Consider the following 24,967-nt stretch of genomic DNA (forward strand, 5'->3'; position numbering starts at 1 on the left):
ACCCGCTGCCTTTTTAACCTTAATATCCACCCACCACAAATCCACAATAATTTATGGAAGTATTACTGATTGAGAAGGAAACACTTGACTGTATCCTCGACGAGCACGAGCTTCTATGCAACATGATTGTTGTTTTGGCTAATCGTCTGCGCCGAAAGGAAACAGCAGAGATGATGACTTCCGCCGAGGTCTGCGATTATCTACATATCGGCACTACAACCTTACAATCACTCCGCAACAGCGGTAAAATAGGTTATTTCAGGATTGATGACGGCAGTGTCAGGTATCCAGTCACCGAGGTTATCCGCTATATGGAGCAGAACTGTATTCATATAAATCGAGATGCCTATGGGGAATGAGATAGTGACCAAATCGGATATGCGTATTATCGCAGCACGTTCTCAGACCCAAGACGCATTTGAAGCCGTCGGGATAATCCGTGACAGCCATCATCCGGTTCTTGCCGGTGTATGTTTCCTTGATGATAAGGAAGTCGCCGAGCGTCTTAAAGTAACGCGAAGAACAGTACAGAATTACCGCGACCGAGGCATTCTCTCCTATTATAGGATATGTGGCAATTGCCTATATCCGGAGCATGAGATCCAGCAGATGCTTGACGAGAATTTTCATCCAGCATACTACGATTAAACAAAGGGCGACAGCCGAGTATATTTCACTCGATTGTCGCCCTTTTTATGTGATGACGATTTTAGTTGCTTTTCTTTGGTCGTCCGCGCTTAGGCTGCGGCGGACGCTCAAATGTCGTCGGCTTCTCAGGCAGAGGCTTAATCTCAACCTTCAACCCATCGAACTTATCCCTCATGCGGCCCATATCCTCCGATACAGTCTCGTCAAGCATGGTGGCGTATATCTGCGTCGTGGCAATATCGCTATGCCCAAGCATCTTTGATACCGTTTCAATCGGCACATGGTTGTTGAGCGACATCGTGGCGAAAGTGTGACGCGCGATGTGGGTGGTCAGATGCTTCTTGATTTCCGCTTTGCTTCCAATCTCATCAAGATAGGAATTCATGCGCTGGTTGGAGATAACCGGAATAACACCGTCTTTTTCCACGACTCTTGGATGCCCCTTGTATTTCTCCATCAGCTTGCGCGGTATCTCCAGCATCGGAATAACGCTTAGCTCATCGGTTTTCTCGCGGGCCTTGCGTATCCACATCTCGCCTTTGTCGTCGGTAACAACGTGTTCACGCTTGAGAGTGGATATGTCAGCGAAAGCCAGTCCAGTGAAGCAGCAAAACACGAATGTATCACGCACGAGGTCGAGGCGAGGCAGGTCACTCAGGTCAAGTTCAATGATACGCTGGAGTTCAGCCTCCGTCAGCTTCTCTCTCTTGGGCTTGGTACGGACATATTTCTTACCGAGGAATGGATCGTCCTCAATCCACTTGTTGGCGATACCGGTTCGTATCACGCTTTTGAGGTAACGAATATAACGCACAGCGGCGTTGTTGGCACAGCCTTTCTTGATACGGAGAAAATGCTCGAAATCGTCAACCATTCCCGATGTGAGTTTTTTCATCGGAATGTCTTTCACATCTTGGTTGTCGATGAGAAATTCTTCCAGATATTTCACACATCGCTCCCAGCGCAGGCGTGTTCCTTCGCAGATGTCGCCACGGTCATGCTTGTCGCGCACTTTCTTGTTGACCTCGCGGAAAGCCTCGCAGAGCATTGTAGGTTTCTGGAGCTTACCGAGGAATGCCTTTTTCAGCGTGTCGGGATTGACCATCTCGTCGCGCATGACGAGTTGGTTGTGGATCTCACAGATTTTCGTGCGGATTGTGTCGAGGTAGCGGTTAAGCTCCAAATCCTTTTTGGTCTTTCCTTTCGACTGACCTTTGGAGGCATCCCAGTTGTTGGGAGCCACATAGCGGTTGGTATATACCTCTGCACGTTGCCCATTCATCGTGATACGGAGGGCTATGGGTATTTCTCCCTCCTTGTTCGGTCGTGCTTTTCTCGCTATGAAGTTGAGCGAGAAATAACTCTCATTGGATAATTTCATTTGTCTTGTGGCTTTAATGGTTAATACTAAAGTTACAAAATTTTTCTTGGTTTTACAATCTGTAAATCCGAAGGACAAATGAAATGTCGGGATAGCGAGGGTGCAGTTTCAGTGTTTTTCTCCATTCCGATAGATTTGCACCCTCGATTTGCACCCTTTTTTAACACTTTTTAATCGGTAATGTTTCGATAAAAGGGGCTGCAAGGGGCTGCAAAAATGATTTATGCGGGAATATGGAGTTTCGATTTACCACCTTATCCTGCGAACCATTGCACCCTCACAACACTCTATGAGGGTGCTGCAATCGCAAAGGTATATCGCTGCAATATATTGAAAAATAGCGAAATACATTCTATCGAGGGTGCAGTTTGCAGCATAAGTTTCACTGCACCCTTCTTGCACACCAGCAGTTTCAATATTTTGCGTCGATCGGGGATAGGAGTAAAAAGAAAAAGTTCTGAAAACCAATGATTTTCAGAACTTTTCTTCGGTCTGATAGACCTATTAGTGACCCCGGAGAGGCTCGAACTCTCGACCCACTGATTAAGAGTCAGTTGCTCTACCAACTGAGCTACGGAGTCTTTTGCTTTGCTGAGGTGTTTCCCTCAATTGCGATGCAAAGGTAAGGGCTTTTTCTGAATCCTCCAAATCTTTTTTGATGTTTTTTCATTAAATTTTCTTCTAAATATGCATTTTCAGTGATTTATACTATTTTTTAATCTATTTTACCCGGAGATTTCGATTCTCTTTAGAAGTCGTAATATATTTTTTGTGTTAAAGGTTGGATGAAAATTTTTATAAAAACTTCGATTTTTTACTCGCGACGAGTTTTTTTCTGATACAACGTGAGACCAGCAGCCATATAAATATATGGGAAAAGAGAACGAAATATGAAAAAACAGCTCATGGAATGTAAAAAATATCCTGATGCGTATGCATGAATCATCGATTCATGATAAATCAATTTCAAATCAAAAAAATCAATATTCTCTTGATGGTGTTGCAGAACTCACAAATTCGAGAAGTCTGCTTTTGTAATGCATTGATATGCAAGCGCTATCTTTTAGGGACTATTGGTAAAATCGAGGTTCTGCAACACCCTCCAATATTTAACCGCAGTGGTTAGATTTTTATCGCACCACTACTAATCTCGAATCATACGTATTAAAGAAGTATTATATTATTATATTAAGGTCTGATTTCATGAAACATCAAAAAACGGGAGGGGGCGAATACCTAAAATGGGATGCGGATACTTAAAAATATGTGTGTATAATAGGTCTATGGCATACATAACTATTCCGTCTACTATCTTGCATTCATAAAATACCTGACAACACAAATCCGATGAACAAGGGTCTAAAATGGATTACGGAATGATATTTATCTTCCATTTAAGTAATTTTAATCCGGTCAGGTTAAACCTTTCATCATGGATTTGTTCTAACTTATAAAGCCTGACGGTAAGCCGGCAAGAACATTGTCAACCCACCATTAACATTTTTAACGACATGCAGATGAAAAGACTTTTACGCAACATATCAATAGCACTCTTTTGCGGAGCGCTTGCAGTTCCTCTGACTGCCGATGCACAAGGCCGTCACAATGGCGCTACAAATGGAGGTCGCACCGAACGCACCACCAACAACTCAAACCGCGGAGGGAGCCAGTCGCACAGAACCACAACATCCCGCAGCGGCCATTCCGACCGCAACCGTGGAAACGGCGGAAGCAACCGCCCCTCCACAGGCTCACGACCTTCCACAGGTTCGCGCCCTTCCATATCTTCGGGAAATCATGGAAATAACAAGCCGACAGGAACACTTGTGAATGGGAATAACCATAACACTCGTCCCTCCGTCAACAATGGCAACAATTCCAACCGCCCGAATAGCGGAAACGTCGGCAACGGAAACCGACCCGGAAACCGTCCAAACGTAGGAAACGGGAACAACTCCAACAACCGTCCAAACAGCGGAAATGTCGGCAACGGAAACCGACCCGGAAACCGTCCAAACGTAGGAAACGGGAACAACTCCAACAACCGTCCAAACAGCGGAAATGTCGGCAACGGAAACCGACCCGGAAACCGACCAAATGTCGGAAACGGGAACAACTCTAACAACCGTCCGAACACCGGGAACGTCGGCAACGGAAACCGACCGGGAAACCGTCCAAACGTCGGTAACGGCAACAACTCTAACAACAACCGCCCGAACACCGGGAACGTCGGCAACGGAAACCGACCGGGAAACCGTCCCAATATCGGCAACGGCAACAATTCAAACCACAACCGCCCGAATAACGGAAACCGACCCGGTATAGGAAACGGAAATCATCCCGGTCACAACCCCGGCAACCATCCTTCTGTCAGACCAAACCGTCCCAATCACGGAAGTGTCGGCCACCCCGTAAACCGTCCCGGCCACAATCATGGCTTCGGCCCGGGCAATCGTCCCGGCCCACGTCCTCCGATGGTCGCTCCTCCTCACCGTCCATACCGTCCGGTGATCGCACGTCCTCATTACCGCCCGATGCCTCCACGCGGTTGGCGTCCTTCAGGCAGAATTCCCATCATCAGAGGTATCCTCGGCCTCACTTTCGGCACGGCAATCAACCTCTCGCTTGACTATCTCATCAACGCCGGATATAATGTCGACGGCTACACCAACGACATCGTCTATCTCCGCAACGTATCGGCAATGAACTATGTCTGGACAGATGCAGCCCTCTACTACGGCAATGCCGGCCTGGACGCATCATCGTTCTACTACTCGACCCCCGGCTATGACCTGTCGCGCTACAATAACGTCTACAACGCGCTCGTCGCAACCTACGGTGTACCGGTATCAGTCAACAATACCGTGAACTCAATGGGAGCCACATGGTTTGGTGGAAACAACGGCTACATCACCCTCTCCTTCGGTGCCAACAACATCGGATCGGGATTGCGCTATCTCACGACCCTCACATTCGGTCTGTAGGCCATCTCTCCAGACAAACATACATCTGAAGTTAAATAATAGATATAATAAGACATCCTGCGAAGGACACAGAAAGCCGGAAGGCCGGAAATGACACAAGTTATTTTCATTAGAAAAAATACTTAAACTTATGTCGCTCCGGCCTTCCGGCTTTCTGTGTCCTTCGCAGGGGGGTGGACTATTCCATATTTATTCCGAGCAGCTTGCAGGCGGCTGCGTAGTCGCGGTAAAATACCAATACCCCCACTCCCTGCTTTATCTGCGGAGTGTAGATTTCGGCGGTATTCTCAACCATAGCCGGAATACCGTTTGCTTCAAGGCATCCTTTGGCTATGGATGCCTCCTCGACATTGGAATAGGTGTTGATTCTGACAAGATCATCCGGCGCAGGAGGCCGAGTGTCCGACAACAGCTCTTTCAATCGTTTCAGTAGTGACATAGGGACAATGGGTTGACTTTAATTATCCAACAATGGGGTCATTCAGCCGCGAGTGCCTGCTCGATGTCAGCTATAATATCGGCCACATCCTCGATTCCGACAGAGAGACGGATAAGATCGGGGGCTACACCGGCCGCACGCAACTGCTCGTCGGAAAGCTGACGGTGGGTATGGCTTGCAGGATGGAGCACACAGGTGCGCGCGTCAGCCACATGGGTGACTATCGAGATGAACTTCAACCGGTCCATGAATCTGATTGCATCCTCACGGCTGCCGTCAAGCCCGAATGCTATGACTCCACAGGATCCTTTCGGAAGATATTTTTCGGCAAGATGATGGTACTTGTTGCCGGGGAGACTACAATAGTTCACCCACTTGACTTTCGGATTGGCCTCAAGCCACTTCGCGACAGTCAAGGCATTCTCGCAATGACGGGGAACACGAAGGTGGAGGGTCTCCAGTCCGAGATTCAGGAGGAAAGCATTCTGAGGCGACATCATCGAACCGAGATCGCGCATGAGCTGTGCGACAGCCTTGGTGATATAGGCCCCCTTACCGAATGACTTGGTATAGGTCAGACCGTGATACGACTCATCGGGAGTTGTAAGGCCGGGATACTTATCGGAATGTGCATCCCAATCGAAATTACCGCTGTCAACGATAGCTCCGCCGACGCTCACGGCATGACCGTCCATGTATTTGGTAGTAGAATGGGTGACGATGTCAGCACCCCACTCGAAGGGACGGCAATTGATGGGAGTCGGGAAAGTATTGTCGACGATTAGAGGCACACCGTTGGCATGGGCCACACGAGCAAACTTCTCGATATCGAGCACCTCACCGCCGGGGTTGGAGATGGTCTCGCCGAAGAGCACCTTTGTATTGGGACGGAAAGCGGCCTGCAGTTCCTCTTCTGAAGCATTCGGATCGACGAACGTACACTCGATTCCGAGCTTCTTCATCGTCACACCGAAAAGGTTGTATGTACCGCCATAGATATTGGACGACGACACGATGTGGTCACCACTCTCGCAGATATTGAATACTGCATAGAAATTGGCTGCCTGTCCTGACGATGTGAGCATGGCAGCCACACCACCTTCAAGAGCGGCAATCTTGGCAGCTACGGCATCGACAGTAGGGTTTTGCAGACGCGAATAGAAATAGCCTGAGTCCTCAAGGTCGAAAAGACGGGCCATCTGTTCGCTGGTGTCATACTTGAATGTGGTGCTTTGAATGATGGGGAGCACACGGGGCTGCCCCTTGGTGGGAGTCCATCCGGCCTGCACGCAGAGTGTGGCGGGTGAATAAGTCTTATCCTGATTCATCGTCATTGGTTGTTGAGTAGTTATGTGTAGGGATATAATCAAGGGCTTCCCTTGTGAAAATAATCAGAGGGAAGCCCTTGGTAGGGTATGGCTAATGTTTTTGCTCTTTAGGCGTTCTTCACCTTGTCAACGATAGCCTTGAAAGCAGCGGGATTGTTGAGCGCGAGGTCAGCGAGGACTTTGCGGTTGATCTCGATGCCAGCCTTGTGGATAAGGCCCATGAGCTTGGAGTAAGAAAGATCTTCAAGACGGGCAGCTGCGTTGATACGCTGAATCCAGAGGGCACGGAAGTTGCGCTTCTTGTCCTTGCGGTCACGGTAAGCGTAGGTGAGACCCTTTTCCCAGGTGTTCTTTGCTACGGTCCACACGTTGCGGCGGCAGCCGAAGTAACCACGGGTGAGTTTGAGGATTTTTTTGCGGCGAGCTCTTGAAGCTACATGATTTACTGATCTTGGCATTTTAAAAATGGATTGTGAACGTCAGCGGCACGTCAATGCACTTAGATTCATTTTTTAGGTGGCTGTACGTTCGGTTAAAGAATTGAATTAGAAATCACGATTTTAATTACAAGTGAAAACCGGGCCTTTCTTACTTGAGAGCGAGGAGCTCCTTAACGTTTGAAGAGTCGCAGCGGGCAACGAGTGAGAAGTGGGTAAGGTTGCGCTTCTGCTTCTTGGTCTTCTTGGTCAAGATGTGGCTCTTGAAGGCATGTTTTCTCTTGATCTTTCCTGATCCGGTAAGGGCGAACCTCTTTTTGGCACCGGAGTTAGTCTTAATCTTTGGCATTTGTGTGATTGTTAAATAATGATTTTAATTCTATGAGGAGCGTCGCGCCCAGTCTGGGCCGAGCGCGACGCGCTCTTTTTAATTTCTATAGTTACTTATTTCTTCTTGGGGCTGAGCATGATGATCATGCGCTTGCCTTCGAGGACCGGCATCTGGTCAACCTTGCCATATTCTTCGAGGTCATTGGCAAAACGCAGGAGCAACACTTCACCCTGCTCCTTGAAGAGAATGGAGCGACCCTTGAAGAAGACATAGGCTTTCACCTTTGCGCCTTCCTGGAGGAAGCCGATGGCATGTTTGAGCTTGAAGTTATAGTCATGATCATCGGTCTGGGGTCCGAAACGGATCTCCTTCACGACAACCTTGGTAGCCTTGGCCTTCTGTTCCTTCTGGCGCTTCTTCTGCTGATAGAGGAACTTCTGGTAGTCAAGCACACGGCAGACCGGTGGCTCGGCGGTGGGTGAGATCTCGATGAGGTCGAGACCGAGGCCGTCGGCAATCTTCAGAGCTTCCTGGATGGGATAGATGCCGTTTTCAACATTATCGCCCACCAGTCGCACTTCACGTGCGCGGATGTGCTCGTTGGTGGCGTAGGGTTCCTCTTTACGATGGTTGTTAAGAGGACGGCGAGGGCCGTTGTTATTGTTGTTGTTATTGGGGCGCGGAGGGCGCGGGGCGAAAGGTTTTTTCTCCATTCAGGGGTTTATTGATTAATCATTTCATTGACTTCGCGAGCCAAATCGTCTGCAAAGGTAGCAATTTTCATCGAACCTTTATCACCTTCACCCTGTTTTCTTACAGAAATTTCACCATTTTCAGCTTCTTTTTCGCCTACAATGAGCATGTAAGGGATTCTCTTAAGCTCATTGTCGCGGATTTTCTTGCCGATTTTCTCATTTCTGTCGTCAACCTGAGTGCGGATGTCAAGGGCGTTGAGCTGATTTGCAACCTCATAGGCATAGTCGTTGAACTTCTCCGAGATGGGGAGGACGACTGCCTGCTGGGGAGCAAGCCAGAGGGGGAATCGACCGGCGGTATGTTCGAGCAATACGGCCACGAAACGCTCCATCGAACCGAAGGGTGCGCGGTGGATCATCACGGGACGGTGCTTCTGGTTGTCAGAGCCGGTGTATTCGAGCTGGAAGCGTTCGGGGAGGTTGTAGTCAACCTGAATTGTACCGAGCTGCCATTTACGGCCGAGCGCATCCTTGACCATGAAGTCGAGCTTCGGGCCATAGAAGGCTGCTTCGCCATATTCCTTACGGGCTTTCAGGCCCTTCTCCTCACAGGCATCGATGATAGCCTGCTCGGCGAGGTGCCAGTTCTCATCGGAACCGATGTATTTCTCCTTGTTGTTGGGGTCACGGAGCGAGATCTGAGCCTCGAAGTTGTCAAATTTGAGTGCCTTGAAGATGTAGAAGATAATGTCCATCACCTTGAGGAACTCACCCTTAATCTGGTCGGGGGCGCAATAGATATGGGCGTCGTCCTGCGTGAAACCTCTCACTCGGGTCAGGCCGTGGAGCTCACCGCTCTGTTCGTAGCGGTAGACGGTGCCGAACTCAGCAAGGCGGAGGGGCAGGTCGCGGTAGCTGCGGGGAAGAGCGCGGAAGATTTCACAGTGGTGAGGGCAGTTCATCGGTTTGAGCAGGTATTCCTCACCTTCCTCGGGAGTGTGGATAGGCTGGAAAGAATCCTTGCCATACTTGGCATAGTGGCCTGAAGTGACATAGAGGTTCTTGTTGCCGATATGGGGAGTGATGACCTGCTGATAGCCATACTGCTTCTGAATCTTGCGGAGGAACTGCTCGAGGCGGTCGCGGAGGGCGGTACCCTTCGGGAGCCAGAGGGGCAGACCTGCGCCGACGTTCTGCGAGAAGGCAAAGAGTTCCATCTCCTTGCCGAGCTTGCGGTGGTCGCGCTTCTTGGCCTCTTCGAGAAGGACGAGGTATTCATCAAGCATCTTCTTCTTGGGGAAGGTGATGCCGTAGACTCTGACGAGCTGGTTGCGCTTCTCGTCGCCACGCCAGTATGCACCGGCGAGCGATGTCACCTTCACAGCCTTGATGGGCGATGTGTTGGCGATGTGCGGACCACGGCAGAGGTCAGTGAACGAGCCCTGAGTGTAAGTTGTGATGTGACCATCCTCCAGTTCCGAGATAAGCTCACACTTGTATTCCTCGCCACGGTCGCCGAAGAGTTTGAGCGCGTCGGCCTTCGTGATGTCGGCGCGTACGATTTCCTGCTTCTGCTGGGCGAGTTCAAGCATCTTCTTCTCGATGCGGGGGAAGTCGGCTGATGTTATGGTGTTTTCGCCCGGGTCGATGTCGTAGTAGAAACCGTTTTCGATAGCGGGACCGATGCCGAACTTCACACCGGGGAAGAGCTCCTGAAGAGCCTCGGCGAGAAGGTGGGCCGACGAATGCCAGAAAGCGTGCTTGCCTTCAGGATCATCCCATTTGAAAAGACGGATTGAGGCATCCTCGGTGATGGGGCGTGAGATGTCCCATTCCTTGTCGTTTACAGTAGCTGCGAGGATGTCGCGGGCGAGTTGCGACGACAGAGATTCGGCAATCTGAAGAGGGGTGACGCCGCTCTCGAATTGCTTCACGCTCTGGTCAGGGAAGGTGATATTGATTGTTGCCATTAGTGATATAATGTAAGTTTCGGGAGCCATACAAGCGACTCCTGTTGTTTTCAGCTTGCAAAGATAGAAAATATTTCTTGAAAAACACCTTATAATATAGCGAAAAATCGGAACTTTGATTATATCTCACGCAACTTTTACCGTATAATCCATGCATTTTGATTGTAAAAGACGTAAATTTGATTATATCCGCTTATTTTATTAGTGTATTTTTAATCCCGATTCCTTATTCCGGCCGTATAGCTGCATCGTTCATCCGGCATACGCCCTGCAGCGCGTCCCTACAAATTTCACCGAATCCTGCAACACAGCTATAATTACATCCATCCTCTGTAGGGGACGCGCTGCAGCGCGTATGCCGGATGAACCCCAATATCCATATATTAATAATTGGCAAATAAATCCATAATGGCAAAAATGACATGTTACCGTGATTTTTCATTAACTTTGCAGTCACGATGAAGAAGATTGACAATGCAACTGTCCAGCGCATACTTGACGCCGCCGATATTGTAGAGGTGGTGAGCGACTTCGTGGCCCTTAAGAAGAGGGGTGCGAACTATGTGGGATTGTGTCCGTTTCACAACGACCGCTCTCCGTCGTTCTATGTCTCCAAGTCCAAAGGCATGTGCAAATGTTTCAGTTGCGGAGAGGGTGGAAGCCCGGTCAGCTTCATCATGAAACTCGAACAACTGTCGTTCACCGAAGCGCTCCGCTACCTCGCCAAGAAATACAACATCGAGATTGAGGAGCGTGAGATGACCGACGAGGAAAAGCGCGCCGAAGGGGACCGCGAGAACATGCTCGTGCTCAACGAATTCGCTATGCGCTATTTCGAGAAGACGCTGAAGGATACGCCCGACGGTCGCGACATCGGCCTCTCCTACTTCCGCTACCGTGGCATCAGCGATGCGATGATCGAGCGTTTCCACCTCGGATATGCCCTCGACCAGCGCGACGCGCTCTTCAAGACTGCAACCGAGCGAGGCTACAGCGAACAATACCTCTATTCGACCGGACTCTGCACCAAGACGGAGGATGGCCGTGTCTATGACCGCTTCCGCGGACGTGTCATCTACCCTATCTTCACTCTCTCAGGCAAGGTCGTGGCCTTCGGCGGACGAACCCTCAGCAAGGAGAAGAAAATCGCCAAGTATGTCAACTCGCCCGAATCGCAGATATATGAGAAGCGCCGCGAGCTCTACGGTCTTTTTCAAGCGAAAAAGGCAATCTCCAAGGAGGGCAAGTGTATAATCGTCGAGGGCTACATGGATGTCATCTCCATGCACCAGTCGGGAATCTGCAATGTGGTCGCCTCATCGGGCACGGCGCTGACCGTCGAGCAGGTAAGGCTCATCAAACGATTCACCAACAACGTCACCCTCATCTACGACTCCGATGCCGCCGGTATCAAGGCCTCGCTCCGAGGTATCGAACTACTCCTGCAGGACGGCATGGACATCAAGGTGCTGCTTCTGCCCGAGGGAGAGGACCCGGACTCATTCGCACAACACCATTCGTCGACAGAGGTCGAGGAATACATCAAGGCCAACGAAACCGACTTCATCAGCTTCATGGCCCGCATCCTCATGGAAGGTGCGGCCAACGACCCTACCCGCCGCGCGCAGGTCATCACAAGAGTGGTGAAGACCATAGCCCTCATCCCCGATGAAATCACCCGCAGCGTCTATGTTCAGGAATGTTCACGCATACTGTTCATGGAGGAGGACGTGTTGCGCCGCGAAGTCGGGAAATATTTCAACGAATTCCAACTTAAATCCCGCGAGGAGAAACAGCGCGCCGAAGCCTTCACCGGAGGGCCAGGCATACCAACCATCCAGGAAGGAATGGCCGACAGCGTCAGGCAGGAGGCCGAACCGAAGGAGCAGGAAAATCCGGCCACGCGCCATATCCGCTTCCTCCGCACTTACGAGATGGCAATAGCCCGCCTAATCGCCAAATACGGGAACTACGCCTTTGCCGACGGTATCGACGATGACGGCAATCCCGTCCCCATGACCGTCCTCGAATACATCGAAGCTGACCTCGCCGCTGATGAAATCGCTTTTGTCAACCCCGACCTCGCTCACTTTTTCGCCGAGGCATTGCGCCTCAGCCGCTACTCATGGGACGCCGACCTTGAGCGAAGGAGGGAAGAGCTTGAAAAGCGCCGCCGTCAGGAGTTCGAGGCGGGAGTTGAGGAAATCCGCAGCAAGGCCACCGATGTGGGCAGCATATCAGCTATGGAACGTTCACTGCAGGAAACAGTCGACACCAACTACACCAAGGGTCTCGAAGAATTCTCATCCAGCTACCTTGCCAGACAGATGTGCTCGTCGCCCGACGATTCGGTGCGCAATCTCGCGTCGGACCTCGTCGTCGAACGCCACATTCTGAGCAAGGTCCACACAAAATATGCAAAAGTAGCGACCGAACAGGAACTCCTCGGCGAGCTTGTCCCCCGCACACTCCATGAACTGAAAGACGCCATCCTCTGCACGCGTCTGGAAGACGTGAAACTTGCCATGACGAAATGTTCTTCCGACTACAATCAGGTGATAGAACTAATGAAAGATATGCGCGACATCGAACTTGCCCGCTCCGAGCTTGCCAAACTCATCGGCGACCGCGTCATAGCACCAAGAAAATAGGAAATTCCACGTTTGCAGCAGCAAAACAAGAGCGCAAGAAAGCCTCATAACGATATGAGACGTTAAATACTATCCGGCAACAATGCGACATCACCTTTCCGGATGGCCACCGGAAAGCTGCGAAGTCCAAATGATGATTCCATCACCAGCTTAAATAAAAATAACAAACGGGTAGTTATATAGCAGCGATACGCTCATAGCTTTTACCTTTGCAGAAGAGATTCAAAGTTAAAATTTACTCTCTGAATTGTTAATAAGAAAGACAGAGACGGTGACCTTTGGTCGTAGCCACGCATCGAGCACGATGTTTGCCGGATGGAAGCCGATTAGCTGCGAAGCAGCGGTGCGATGGTAGCCCCTCATCGAGCGCGATGCAATGAAGCCCGCAGGACGAAATTGCGGCGCGCGAAGGTGTGGGGAAAAGGAACGACATTCCCACTACGGGCATCGAAGATGTCCGATAATAACGCACGTTTCCAATAGAAGTGAAATGCGAGAATGAAAGATGTCGGATATTACATGTTTCGCTATTTGAAGCAGATTAATACCGTGGATAAGGATTTGTCTATGCCGGGATGATTTATCGGACATCTTCGATGCCCTTGACTGTGTGCCAACCGATAACCCCACACCTTCGGGCACGCAATTCCGCCCTGCGGGCTTCATTGCGTTGCCACTCGATGTGGGGCTACCATCACATCGCTGCTCCGCAGCGTTACTGTTGCCATCCGGATTCCATCTTTAAATGTAATTTTTATAGATTAAAAGAACAAGGAGGACGAACCTCACGGTCAGTCCCCCTCTTCTAATCTACAATCTTGTAAAAACACATATATTGAAAAAACGATTCCGTCAGTTGGCTATGCCGAAATCAGAGGTTTTTCTCAAATGTGGCTCCGGTGATTGTAAATAGTTTTTGGTAATGTTAGTATGTTAGAAATCTTGTAGTCTTATAATTTTGTCGTCATTTACAATTTTAATTCGGTTTGTAGCTCCCTTTCGATTCGGGAACGCCCGGTGCACCCCGGCTCGATGTGGCCGTCAGTGCCCATTTCAGGGGCGAGGAGATATTATTTTGTAATGCAAATGTAGAGATAAGGTTTAAAAAATCCAAAAATTTCGAGGCAATAATAAGCCTCTTTTCCTAAAATTGCGACACCTGTAGTCCATTGGTATACAAATATGTAGCCCATTTGGGGACAAATTGTACATCTTCCACTAAGCCACCCCTTCAATTTGTAGATGGTACAATACCAAACCAACAGTCCTCTCGCCATCACTTAATCTCCGTTCACCCGATGATTTACACACCCTCCGATTGTATGTTAAAACCAAAGACCTGTCGATTTAACAGATGCCAGACCCTCTTATTAGCTTTTTTTTACGCTCACTGAATGGTAGTTAACAAAAATCTTGTTAACTTTGCATCTTGAAACAGTGTTTAGACCGTCCTAAACATCCCTAATACAATAAAATAGCAAATATCACGGCCCGAAAAAGCGGCCTTACGACCACATTATGACTAAAAGATACCCGCTATACACATTGTTTGCCCTCATAATCATGGGGGTAATCAGTTCATGCAACAAGGACTCTGACTCGTTTGTGGCCGAGGGTGATTTTGGCAACTGCACAGTCTCCTCGTTCAGCCTTGCAAAAGATGACAGCGTACTCACCGGCCTTGACTCGGTATATTTTTCAATTGACCTTGTCAATGCGGTAATCTTCAACGCCGATTCCCTCCCTAAAGGCACAAAAATCAACAAACTTATTGTCAAGATTGGCACATCGTCGGCCAGCGCCTGCGATCTCACCTTCAATCAGTGGGAGACAGAACGCGACACGACTATCAGCTACATCGACAGCCCCAACGACAGCATCAACTTCGCCAACGGCCCCGTGAAACTGACGGTAAAATCCTACGACGGCCTTTCAACACGCGACTATACCATCAAGGTCAATGTCCATCAGGTCGAACCCGATACTCTCTACTGGGCACAGGCTGCCCGCCGCAATCTCCCCTCCGGTCTCTCCGCACCCAAAGAGCAGAAGACCGTTGAATATGACGGCAAGGTATATTGCCTGACCTCAGACGGTCGTCAGGCTTCTGTCGCATCGACAGTAAATCCCTTCAACAACGATTGGACAACCTCTACAGCCACCCTGCCTTCCGGAGCGGTTGTCAACTCATTCTCTGCAAGCACCGAGGCTTTCTATATCCTCGACTCCAACGGACGTCTTTACAAATCGGCCGACGCCCTGACATGGACATCGACAGGCGCGAGAATGGACTACCTCTACGGCGGCTATGACGGCTGTGCCCTTGGAGCCCGCAAGGATTCCGACGGTTGGAAACACGTCAGCTATCCCGCTTCGACCGAATATGCAATCCCCAACGGCTGTCCCGTCAGCGGCACAAGCCAGATGCTCCTCTATGAGACCAAATGGAGCAGCAAACCTCTCGCCATCTTCGTCGGTGGCTGCGATGCAGCCGGCAATGTCGTAGGTTCGACATGGGGCTACGATGGAGAGGTATGGGCCAAGATCAGCACCCGCGACATCGATGAGCGCACCGATATGAGCCTCTTCCCCTATTTCACACCCCGCGTCAACACCAAGTCATGGCGCGTCACCGAACGTTCGGTTCTTCTTGCCGTCGGTGGCCGCTACGAATCGACAGCCGGTGAGGTCGTGTCGAAGAGTGTGTATGTATCCTACGACCAGGGCATCACTTGGGACGAAGCTTCAAGCTATCTCCAGTTGCCCGACTACATTCCTGCATTCGCAAATGCACAGGCCGTTGTGATTGACACTGAACTCAACGAATCAATGTCGCGCTCAATGCCCGACGGATGGACCGCCTTCTCCGGAACCCGTCTTCCGGCATGGGCAACTCCGGTTCCCTTTGCCCATACAAGCCGCGTGAGCGCTCCCATCACAGAATGGGAATGTCCCTACATCTATCTTTTCGGCGGTGAGGCACTCAACGGTGAACTTTACGACTCGATTTGGAAAGGTGTGATACGCCGTTTCACCTTCAAGCCCCTCTATTGATACGGGTCAATATCCATCCCCATATATAATAATGTGGTAAACTGATGAAACGAACTCTCCTCCGTCTTCTCCTACTGATAATCCTTGCAGGGTCTACCGGTCCTGCACTCCACTCTCAGACGCAAGAGAGCGTCGAGACCTATAAATTTGACATCGGTGCCGGAATCGGCATGTCGGGCTACCTCGGGGATGCCAACGAAAGTTCGCTTTTCGCCCACCCGGGAGTTGCGCTCAACGGCTCTTTCCGCTATCTCATCAACACCCGATGGGCCATCAGAGGCATGTTGACAGCCGCATCCCTGAGCGGATCGACAGCCGATATGGACAACGTGCTTCCCGAAGGAAAGGTCTATGAATTCAACTCATGGGTCTATGATTTGGGCGGACGTGTGGAATTCAACTTCTTCAACTATGGCATCGGCGAGACATACAAACGCCTGTCGCGAATCTCACCCTATCTGAGCCTCGGACTTGGAGTGACGATGTCGAGTTCCGATGGAAATTCATACGTTGCCATGAGTCTCCCGATGGGATTCGGTGTCAAATACAAAATCCGCCCGCGTCTCAACCTCGGACTTGAATTCTGCATGACCAAGGTGTTCGGCGACCATGTCGACAGCGGTGAACTCAGCGACCTCTACCTCATCAAGAGTTCCTTTCTGAAGAACACCGACTGGTACTCGACACTGATGCTGAGCATCAGCTACGAATTCGGCAAACGCTGCGTCACATGCCACCGCATTGACTGAGCCTCCACCGTCCCGACAGACATTTTTTAGAAAACGATATACCAATCCCTCACAACGCCATCCACAGCCGCAAAAATGCGACACGATGACGTGACCGACAAAAAGATATGACAGAAGAAATAGACAAAAGTAGCCTTCCCCGCCACGTCGCCATAATCATGGACGGCAACGGCCGCTGGGCCAAAGCGCGCGGTCTCGACCGCAGCGAAGGACATGTCGAAGGAGTCAACACGGTCCGACGAATCACCGAAGTTGCCTCCGAACTCGGCATCGGCTACCTTACACTCTATACGTTCTCCACTGAAAACTGGAATCGTCCGCAAGCCGAGGTCGATGCTCTCATGCACCTCATCGTGATCGCCATCGAGCGAGAGACCCCCGACCTGATAAAAAACAATGTACGCCTTCAGATGATAGGCGACAGTTCCCGTATGCCGCGCGAAGCATACGAACGTCTGCAACAATGCATCGCAGACACATCGCACTGCACCGGTCTGACACTCATCCTCGCCATCAGCTATTCCTCACGATGGGAAATCGTCGAGGCCGCCCGGCAGTTTGCCGCAGACGTTGAGGCAGGAAAAGCAAAGGCTTCGGACATGGATTCCGACGAGGTTTTCAACCGCTACCTCACCACCGCCTCCTATCCCGACCCCGACCTCCTCATCCGGACCGGCGGAGACCACCGCATCAGCAACTTCCTGCTCTGGCAGATCGCATACTCGGAAATATATGTGACCGACACATACTGGCCCGACTTCTCGCGCGAGGACTTCATCAGCGCTCTCCGCGACTTCCGTGGCCGTGAACGCCGCTTCGGCCTCACTTCCGAGCAACTTAAATAAAAACTGAAAACCATCCCTCCACACATTTCCCCAAACGTTAGACCAATGCGTTTTAAATTCATCACATTCCTGCTCCTGCTCTCGTCACTCTCCATCTCAACCGGCATTTCGGCGCAGGTTCCGACCGACACCATTTACAATCCGACCATACTCTTCACAGGTCTGCCGAAGACCTATGAAATCGCCGACATCCAGGTCAAGGGTGCCGACAACTATGAGGATTATATCGTCATCGGCTACACCGGTCTCAAGAAAGGCGATCTCATCACCATCCCGAGTTCGGAACTGACTGATGCATCAAAGCGTCTTTGGCGACAGGGACTCTTCTCGAAGGTGCAGATAACCGTCGACAAAGTCGTCGGCAACAAGGCATACCTCACCCTTAACCTCCGTCAGCAACCCCGCATCGGCCAAATCAACTACCACGGTGTGAAGAAAGGTGAGCAGAACGACCTCGATGAAGCCCTCCAGCTCCGAAAAGGCAACCAGATTACACAGAACATCGTCAACCGCGCCGAGCAGATTATCTCAAAATATTATAGCAACAAGGGCTTCGGCAACGCGGCCGTAAAGATTAATCTGACCGACGACCTCTCGCACCCCAACGAAGTGATCGTGGACATCAATGTCAACAAAAACGATAAGGTCAAGGTCCACAAAATCTACATCGACGGTAATGAGGTGCTCAGCGACAACCAGCTCCAGCGCGTCATGAAGAAGACCAATGAGAAGGGCAAGATTCTCAACCTCTTCCGTCAGAAAAAATTCGTCGAAAGCGACTATAAGGACGACCTTGAACGCATCCTTCAGAAATACAACGAGAAAGGCTACCGCGACGCTGCCATTCTCGCAGACTCAGTCGTGCCCTACGACGAGAAGACCGTCGATGTCTACATCACCCTCGACGAAGGCAAGAAATACTATATCAACGACATCACCTGGGTGGGCAACACCATCTATCAGACAGACATTCTATCCAATGTGCTCGGCATGGAGAAGGGCGATGTCTACAACCAGAAACTTCTGAAAAAGCGTACTACAGAAGACGATGACGCAATCGCCAACTACTATATGGACAACGGTTATCTCTTCTTCGACCTCACCCCGATTGAGAAGAACGTCAACGGCGACTCAATCGACCTTGAGATGCGAATCACCGAAGGTCCGCAGGCACGAATCAACAACGTCATCATCAACGGTAACGACCGCCTCTACGAGAAGGTCATCCGCCGTGAGCTTTATGTTCGCCCCGGTGAGCTCTTCAGCAAGAGCGACCTCATGCGTTCGGCCCGTGAAATCGCCCAGACAGGCCACTTCGACCCTGAAAACATGGACATCCGACCCGAACCAAACCAGGAGGACGGAACCGTCGACATCCTCTTCAATCTCGAATCGAAATCCAACGACCAGTTCGAATTCTCTATGGGTTGGGGACAGACAGGTGTCATCGGAAAGGTGGCCATCAAGTTCACTAACTTCTCAATCAAGAACCTCTTCTACCCCAACAGCTACAAGGGCCTCATCCCGCAGGGCGACGGTCAGCAGCTCACAATCTCGGCACAGACCAATGCCCGCTACTATCAGGCATACAGCATCTCGTTCCTTGACCCGTGGTTCGGTGGCAAGCGACCCAACTCGCTCTCTGTTTCTGCCTACTACAGCCGTCAGACAGGTGTGAACTCATCGTACTACAACCGCAACTGGCAGAACTACTACAACTATGGTTACGGTGGTCTCTACGGCAACTACGGTTACAATGATTACTATCAGAACTCCTACGAGAATGCCTACGACCCCAACAAGTTCCTCCAGATGCTCGGTGTGACCGTCGGACTCGGCAAGCGTCTCAGCTGGCCTGACGACCACTTCACATTCCAGGCAGAGTTAGGCTACAACTGGTATTACCTCAAAAACTGGGAATACCTGCTCAACATGCAGAACGGCTCGTCCAACTCCCTCACCATCGGTCTTACCCTCGCCCGTAACTCTATCGACAACCCGCTCTACACCCGTAGAGGATCTTCCTTCTCGCTCAACCTTCAGCTCACTCCTCCCGCATCGCTCTTCGGAAAGAAGAACTGGAAACGCCTCTCGGAACTCGCTTCAAGCCGCGAGAACACCACCCAGGCCGAGGAGGCCCGCAAGGAACTTTACCACTGGATCGAATACTGGAAGCTCCGCTTCAAATCGCGCACCTACACTCCGCTCACCGATCCGGACGGCAAACATACACTCGTATTTATGACCCGTGCTGACTTCGGTCTTCTCGGAAGCTACAACAAATATCTCAAATCACCCTTCGAGACATTCTATGTCGGTGGTGACGGTATGTCAGGTTCCTACACCTACGCTCAGGAAACCATCGCACTCCGTGGTTACGACAACGGTCAGCTCTCACCCAACTACCAGAGCTACGCCTACACCCGCTTCGGCATGGAACTCCACTTCCCCTTCATGCTACAGCCCACGACAACCATCTACGGTCTGACCTTCATCGAAGGCGGTAACGCATGGACCTCCGTCAAGAACTTCTCGCCCTTCGACCTCAAGCGCAGTGCCGGTGCCGGTATCCGTATCTATCTCCCGATGATCGGTATGATGGGTATCGACTGGGCCTACGGTTTCGACCGCGTCTACGGACAGAAGGGTGGGTCACACTTCCACTTCATTCTCGGCCAGGAATTCTAATCCCACGGCTGTTTTCACCACTGATTAAACTTTTTACCCTCCGGTGCGTCTATATATTATATAAACAAACCGTTAACACCGCCCAAGGTATGAAAAAGATTTTACTGACATTAGCCCTCGTCATCGCTTGCTTCGCCGGAGCATCCGCACAGAAGTTCGCGCTTGTCGATATGGACTACATCCTCTCCAACGTCCCTGCCTACGAAATGGCAAACGAACAGCTCAATCAGATTTCACAGCGTTGGCAGAAGGAGGTCGAGGCCGTTGCGAAAGAGGCCGAGACACTGTATAAGAACTATCAGAACGAAATGGTCTTCCTGACCGACGACCAGAAGAAGAAAAAGGAAGAGGAGATTGTCGGCAAGGAGAAACAGGCCGCTGAACTCCGCCAGAAATACTTCGGTCCCGAAGGTGAACTTTACAAAAAGCGCCAGACCCTCATGAAGCCGATTCAGGACGATGTCTACAACGCCGTCAAGAAGGTTTCGGAAGAGCGTGGCTACCAGTGCATCTTCGACCGTGCGTCGTCAGCCGACATCATATTTGCATCGCCCCGTATCGACGTATCCAATGAGGTTCTTGAAAAGTTAGGTTATTCCAAATAAAATCCCTATCTTTGCACCGCTCACGCCGCAGGTGATTTTTTTTCTCGTCGACGGCAGTGACACCCCGCGTTTCAGAAATTTTTAAAGTATCATAATCTTAAAAATAAAACTTCCAAATACAACGATGATCAAAAAACTTTTACTCGCAATCATGATTGCGTTCCCCATGAGCCTCTTCGCACAGAAATTCGGTGTCATCAACACCCAGGAGCTCATCCAGTCACTCCCCGAAGTAAAGACTATTCAGGAGCAGATGCAGGCTGCCACCAAGAAATACGAAGATGAATTCGCCAAACTTCAGGAAGAATTCAACAAGAAATTCCAGGAATTCCAGGCTCTCGAAGCTTCAACCCCCGAGACCATCAAGGAACGCCGCACTCAGGAGCTCCAGGAAATCGACACCAAGATTCAGCGCTTCCGTGAGACAGCCCAGGAAGACCTCCAGCGTCAGAACCAGCAGCTCATGGCTCCCGTTCAGGAGAAAGTCGTGAAGGCTATCCAGACCGTAGGCGCCGAAGGCAACTACACCTTCATCTTCGAAAACGTGATGCCCCTCTATTCCGGCTCGGATGTCACCGATGTGACTCCCCTCGTGAAGACTGCACTCGGCATCAAATAAAGCTCGTGAATCTCACAACGCTTTCCGTTTGACAGATTAACAAACCCCATACCCCCGCCCGCCATGTCGTCCGCACTACGCGGGTCACATGGCGGGCGGTGGACATTTCATCAACCCTACTTACCAACCGTCATTACCCCGCCACAGCTATGTTACGAATCAAACGCATGGACATCTTCATTCTCCAGAGCTTCGTGCCTCTGTTCATGATGACGTTCTGCATCTGTCTTTTCATAGTCCTGATGCAATTCCTGTGGCGCTACATCGACGAACTCGTCGGCAAGGGCCTCGGCGTGGATGTCATCGGCGAACTTTTCTTCTACGCCGCTCTGACCATGATTCCCATGGCCCTCCCTCTCGCCATACTCCTCGCCTCGCTGATGACCTTCGGCAACCTCGGCGAGCAATTCGAACTCACAGCCATGAAGGCCTCGGGCATATCGCTCCTGCGCACCATGGCTCCGCTTATCGTGCTGATGGTAGGTATTGCCACCGGCGCTTTCTTTTTCCAGAACGACGTGCTTCCCGTAGCGCAGACAAAGATGTGGACGCTCCTCTACTCCATGAGGCAGAAGTCGCCCGAACTGGAAATCCCGGAAGGCGTGTTCTACGACCAGATTCCGGGCTACAATCTCTTCGTGCAGGAAAAGAACCGCGAGACAGGCGTCCTCTACGAAGTCATGATTTATGATGTCTCCAAAGGATTCGAGAACTCATCCATCATCCTTGCCGACTCCGGCAAGATGTCCATCACCCCCGACAAGACCCACCTCTTCCTCCATCTCTGGAACGGCGAATCCTTCGAGAATCTAAAGGATGCGGGTGCGGGCAACATGAAGAATGTCCCCTACCGCCGTGAATCCTTCACCGAGAAGGAAATCATGCTGAAATTCGACTCCAACTTCAACCGAATGGATGAGCAAGGCATGAGAAACCAGTATGTCGGTAAGAATATGGCCGAACTGCAGGCCACAATTGACTCCGTGACCGTGCGGGTCGACTCCCTCGGCTCCATCTACGGCACAAGCCTGCGCGAATATCCCTACATGGGGCTGCGCGTCTACCGCACCACCCATACCGACAGTGGCCGCACCGTCAGCAAACGTCTGCCCGACGTAGTCATCGAGAAGCCACTCAATGTCGATTCGCTCCTGCGCGGTTCATCCTCCGGCGTAAGGCTCAGCTATCTCAACCAAGGTCTCGCAAAGGCGCAGCGTATGCGTCAGGAATACGAATACAAGAGCATCACCATGGCCGACGACCTCAAGACCATACGCCGCCATGCCATAGAGCTTCAAAAGAAATTCACCCTCTCCTTCGCCTGTATCATCTTCTTCTTCATCGGTGCGCCGCTCGGTGCCATCATCCGCAAGGGTGGTCTCGGCACCCCGCTTGTCATCTCCGTCTTCCTCTTCATTTTCTACTATATCATCGACAACATGGGCTATAAGCTTGCCCGCGACGGCAAGTGGGAAGTCTGGGAAGGAATGTGGCTCAGTGCAGCCGTATTGTTGCCTATGGGTATATTCTTCACCTATAAGGCTGTCAACGACTCCGCTGTGTTCAACAAGGATGCCTATCTCAACTTCTTCCGCAAATTCTTTGGAGTCAGCGAGGTGCGCCATGTAGAGATGAAGGAGCTCGTGATGGAGGAAGTCGACCCGACAGTGGCCGTGCAGCGACTCGAAACCTTGAAACTGGAAGTGGCGGCCTATCTTCAGAAGAATCCCGCCAAACAGAACTATATGGACTACTGGCTCCACGGCTATGACCGCGATGAGCTCCACCGTCTGCGCGACACGATTGAAGGCGATGTCGAATATCTCTCCAACTCGCGCGAGAAGATGGTCGTGCTGAAACTCATGGACCTCCCCATCCTCCGCAGTCTCTGGTTCCAGCAACCATCCACCAAGTCTTGGCTCTCATGGACCATGATGGTGATATTCCCCCTTGGCCTGTCGATATGGTTCTATGGACGCAAGACACAGATGCGTCTGCGCGACGAACTTGCGACTGTCACGAAGGTAACCGACCAGCTTATCGAGCTGATTGCCCCCGAAAATCCTCAACCAACAGATAATACTATTCCGACAGATGGAAAATAACATCAAGTTAGACAGCATAGAAGAAGCCATCGCCGATTTCCGCGAAGGCAAATTCGTAATCGTGGTCGACGACGAGGACCGCGAGAATGAAGGCGACCTCATCATCGCAGCTGAGAAAGTCACTGCCGACGATGTCAATTTCATGATTACAAACGCGCGTGGCGAGCTTTGCTCACCGCTCTCGCTCTCGCGCTGCAAGGAACTCGGACTCGAACGTCAGGTGGAGGACAACACCTCGATGCTCGGCACTCCATTCACCGTGACTGTTGATCTCCTGCCCGGTTGCACCACCGGAGTCTCGGCCCACGACCGTGCGGCCACCATCCGCGCCCTCGCCGATCCCGCATCGACCCCCGACATGTTTGGTCGTCCCGGCCACGTCCATCCTCTCTACGCTCAGGATGCAGGTGTGCTCCGCCGTGCAGGTCATACCGAAGCTGCCATTGACCTCGCCCGTCTCGCAGGTCTGCAACCGGCAGCCTCACTCATCGAAATACTCAACGAGGACGGCACAATGGCGCGCCTCCCGCAGCTCCGCAAGAAAGCCGACGAATGGGGACTGAAACTCATCTCCATCCGTGACCTCATCGCCTATCGTCTGCGCACCGAATCGCTCGTAGAGGAGGGTGTGGAAGTCGACATGCCGACAGCATTCGGCCACTTCCGCCTCATCCCCTTCCGTCAGAAGAGCAACGGCCTCGAACACATCGCACTCATCAAGGGCGATGTGAGCGGTGATGACGCTGTCCTTGTCCGCGTCCACTCATCATGTGCCACCGGCGACATCTTCGGCTCGATGCGCTGTGACTGCGGCGAACAGCTACACAAGGCTATGGAACTTATCGATAAGGAGGGACGCGGTGCCATCGTCTATCTCAACCAGGAGGGACGCGGCATCGGTCTGATGGAAAAAATCAAGGCTTACAAGCTTCAGGAAGAGGGGCTCGACACAGTCGACGCCAATCTCCACCTCGGCCATAAGGCTGACGAGCGTGACTATGGAGTTGGAGCATCAATCCTACGTCTGCTCGGCATACGCAAGATGCGCCTCATCACCAACAATCCCGTGAAGCGTATCGGTCTCGAAGGCTACGGACTTGAGGTTGTCGACAACGTTGGCATCGAAATCGCTCCCAACCGTTACAATCTCCGCTATATGCTCACCAAGCAGCAGCGCATGGGACATACCCTCCATGTCCCCGACCAACCGGCAAAATAAATCGTGTTCTATACGACGATACGGCTCCCCATTTTCAAATGACAGTGGAGTGGGTACATAAATTCATAAATGACAAAAATAACAGAGTAAATTCCAAATCCGAATGGATTAGACTGAATTATTACTCTGTTATTTTTGTCATTTATGAATTTATGTACCATATTTATTCCTTCTATTTTCATCCGGCATACGCGCTACAGCGCGTCCCTACAAACCATG

19 protein-coding genes and 1 tRNA gene are annotated in these 24,967 nt (G+C 51.1%); 12 read left to right on the forward strand and 8 right to left on the reverse strand.

Going from position 1 to position 24,967, the window contains the following annotated elements; genetic code table 11:
- Nucleotides 1-53: 53 nt before the first annotated feature.
- Nucleotides 54-359: a helix-turn-helix domain-containing protein gene (locus QZ310_RS07540; RefSeq protein WP_297071897.1), complete on the forward strand. Its 306-nt coding sequence runs from the start codon at nucleotides 54-56 to the stop codon at nucleotides 357-359.
- A 19-nt stretch (nucleotides 360-378) separates the two neighbouring features.
- Complete coding sequence (locus QZ310_RS07545) at nucleotides 379-648, forward strand: helix-turn-helix domain-containing protein (RefSeq protein ID WP_297071898.1); 270 nt, start codon at nucleotides 379-381, stop codon at nucleotides 646-648.
- Between the two features lie 61 nt (nucleotides 649-709).
- Here the strand turns inward: QZ310_RS07545 and QZ310_RS07550 are convergent, their stop codons facing one another.
- Together QZ310_RS07550 and QZ310_RS07555 are read right to left on the reverse strand one after the other, a co-directional pair.
- Nucleotides 710-2,029 (reverse strand): site-specific integrase, encoded by a 1,320-nt coding sequence (locus QZ310_RS07550; protein ID WP_297071899.1) that lies wholly within the window; start codon nucleotides 2,027-2,029, stop codon nucleotides 710-712.
- A 508-nt stretch (nucleotides 2,030-2,537) separates the two neighbouring features.
- A tRNA-Lys gene (locus QZ310_RS07555) sits at nucleotides 2,538-2,610 on the reverse strand.
- A gap of 936 nt (nucleotides 2,611-3,546) precedes the next feature.
- Between QZ310_RS07555 and QZ310_RS07560 the strand changes: the two genes are divergently transcribed.
- Nucleotides 3,547-5,013 (forward strand): hypothetical protein, encoded by a 1,467-nt coding sequence (locus QZ310_RS07560; protein ID WP_297071900.1) that lies wholly within the window; start codon nucleotides 3,547-3,549, stop codon nucleotides 5,011-5,013.
- A 178-nt stretch (nucleotides 5,014-5,191) separates the two neighbouring features.
- Here the strand turns inward: QZ310_RS07560 and QZ310_RS07565 are convergent, their stop codons facing one another.
- The 6 genes from QZ310_RS07565 to thrS all read right to left on the reverse strand — a co-directional run bounded on the left by QZ310_RS07565 (nucleotide 5,192) and on the right by thrS (nucleotide 10,213).
- Entirely contained in the window at nucleotides 5,192-5,452 is a 261-nt protein-coding gene (locus QZ310_RS07565; protein ID WP_297071901.1) for a hypothetical protein, read from the reverse strand.
- 38 nt (nucleotides 5,453-5,490) lie between these two features.
- The gene (locus QZ310_RS07570; RefSeq protein ID WP_297071902.1) at nucleotides 5,491-6,780 is read right to left on the reverse strand and encodes an O-acetylhomoserine aminocarboxypropyltransferase/cysteine synthase family protein; all 1,290 of its coding nucleotides are present in this window, start codon (nucleotides 6,778-6,780) and stop codon (nucleotides 5,491-5,493) included.
- Between the two features lie 107 nt (nucleotides 6,781-6,887).
- Complete coding sequence (gene rplT / locus QZ310_RS07575) at nucleotides 6,888-7,238, reverse strand: 50S ribosomal protein L20 (RefSeq protein ID WP_107032431.1); 351 nt, start codon at nucleotides 7,236-7,238, stop codon at nucleotides 6,888-6,890.
- A gap of 130 nt (nucleotides 7,239-7,368) precedes the next feature.
- A complete protein-coding gene (gene rpmI / locus QZ310_RS07580) occupies nucleotides 7,369-7,566 on the reverse strand; it encodes a 50S ribosomal protein L35 (RefSeq protein WP_297071903.1) in 198 nt (65 codons plus the stop codon).
- 95 nt (nucleotides 7,567-7,661) lie between these two features.
- Entirely contained in the window at nucleotides 7,662-8,261 is a 600-nt protein-coding gene (gene infC / locus QZ310_RS07585; protein ID WP_297071904.1) for a translation initiation factor IF-3, read from the reverse strand.
- Nucleotides 8,262-8,269: 8 nt separating this feature from the next.
- Complete coding sequence (thrS, locus tag QZ310_RS07590) at nucleotides 8,270-10,213, reverse strand: threonine--tRNA ligase (RefSeq protein ID WP_297071905.1); 1,944 nt, start codon at nucleotides 10,211-10,213, stop codon at nucleotides 8,270-8,272.
- A gap of 458 nt (nucleotides 10,214-10,671) precedes the next feature.
- On the opposite strand from thrS, the gene dnaG reads away from it, so the two are divergent.
- The 9 genes from dnaG (at nucleotide 10,672) to QZ310_RS07635 (ending at nucleotide 24,748) form a co-directional block, all read left to right on the forward strand.
- Nucleotides 10,672-12,864, forward strand: coding sequence for a DNA primase (gene dnaG, locus QZ310_RS07595; RefSeq protein WP_297071906.1), 2,193 nt, complete (start codon nucleotides 10,672-10,674; stop codon nucleotides 12,862-12,864).
- A 1,563-nt stretch (nucleotides 12,865-14,427) separates the two neighbouring features.
- Nucleotides 14,428-15,918, forward strand: coding sequence for a DUF6242 domain-containing protein (locus QZ310_RS07600; RefSeq protein ID WP_297071907.1), 1,491 nt, complete (start codon nucleotides 14,428-14,430; stop codon nucleotides 15,916-15,918).
- Nucleotides 15,919-15,962: 44 nt separating this feature from the next.
- Entirely contained in the window at nucleotides 15,963-16,667 is a 705-nt protein-coding gene (locus tag QZ310_RS07605) for a DUF6089 family protein (protein ID WP_297071908.1), read from the forward strand.
- A gap of 107 nt (nucleotides 16,668-16,774) precedes the next feature.
- Nucleotides 16,775-17,512, forward strand: coding sequence for an isoprenyl transferase (locus QZ310_RS07610; protein WP_297071909.1), 738 nt, complete (start codon nucleotides 16,775-16,777; stop codon nucleotides 17,510-17,512).
- Nucleotides 17,513-17,557: 45 nt separating this feature from the next.
- Nucleotides 17,558-20,200, forward strand: a complete 2,643-nt coding sequence (locus tag QZ310_RS07615; protein WP_297071910.1) for a POTRA domain-containing protein — start codon at nucleotides 17,558-17,560, stop codon at nucleotides 20,198-20,200.
- Nucleotides 20,201-20,289: 89 nt separating this feature from the next.
- On the forward strand, nucleotides 20,290-20,805 hold the full coding sequence (locus QZ310_RS07620) for an OmpH family outer membrane protein (protein ID WP_297071911.1): 516 nt from the start codon (nucleotides 20,290-20,292) through the stop codon (nucleotides 20,803-20,805).
- Nucleotides 20,806-20,929: 124 nt separating this feature from the next.
- Nucleotides 20,930-21,424, forward strand: coding sequence for an OmpH family outer membrane protein (locus QZ310_RS07625; protein WP_297071912.1), 495 nt, complete (start codon nucleotides 20,930-20,932; stop codon nucleotides 21,422-21,424).
- Nucleotides 21,425-21,573: 149 nt separating this feature from the next.
- Entirely contained in the window at nucleotides 21,574-23,529 is a 1,956-nt protein-coding gene (locus QZ310_RS07630) for an LptF/LptG family permease (RefSeq protein WP_297071913.1), read from the forward strand.
- Nucleotides 23,519-24,748, forward strand: coding sequence for a bifunctional 3,4-dihydroxy-2-butanone-4-phosphate synthase/GTP cyclohydrolase II (locus QZ310_RS07635; RefSeq protein WP_297071914.1), 1,230 nt, complete (start codon nucleotides 23,519-23,521; stop codon nucleotides 24,746-24,748). The genes QZ310_RS07630 and QZ310_RS07635 overlap by 11 nt, the downstream gene beginning before the upstream one ends.
- The last annotated feature ends 219 nt before the right edge of the window (nucleotides 24,749-24,967 follow it).

It is taken from the genome of uncultured Duncaniella sp., from assembly GCF_910577345.1.
Lineage (GTDB): Bacteria > Bacteroidota > Bacteroidia > Bacteroidales > Muribaculaceae > Duncaniella.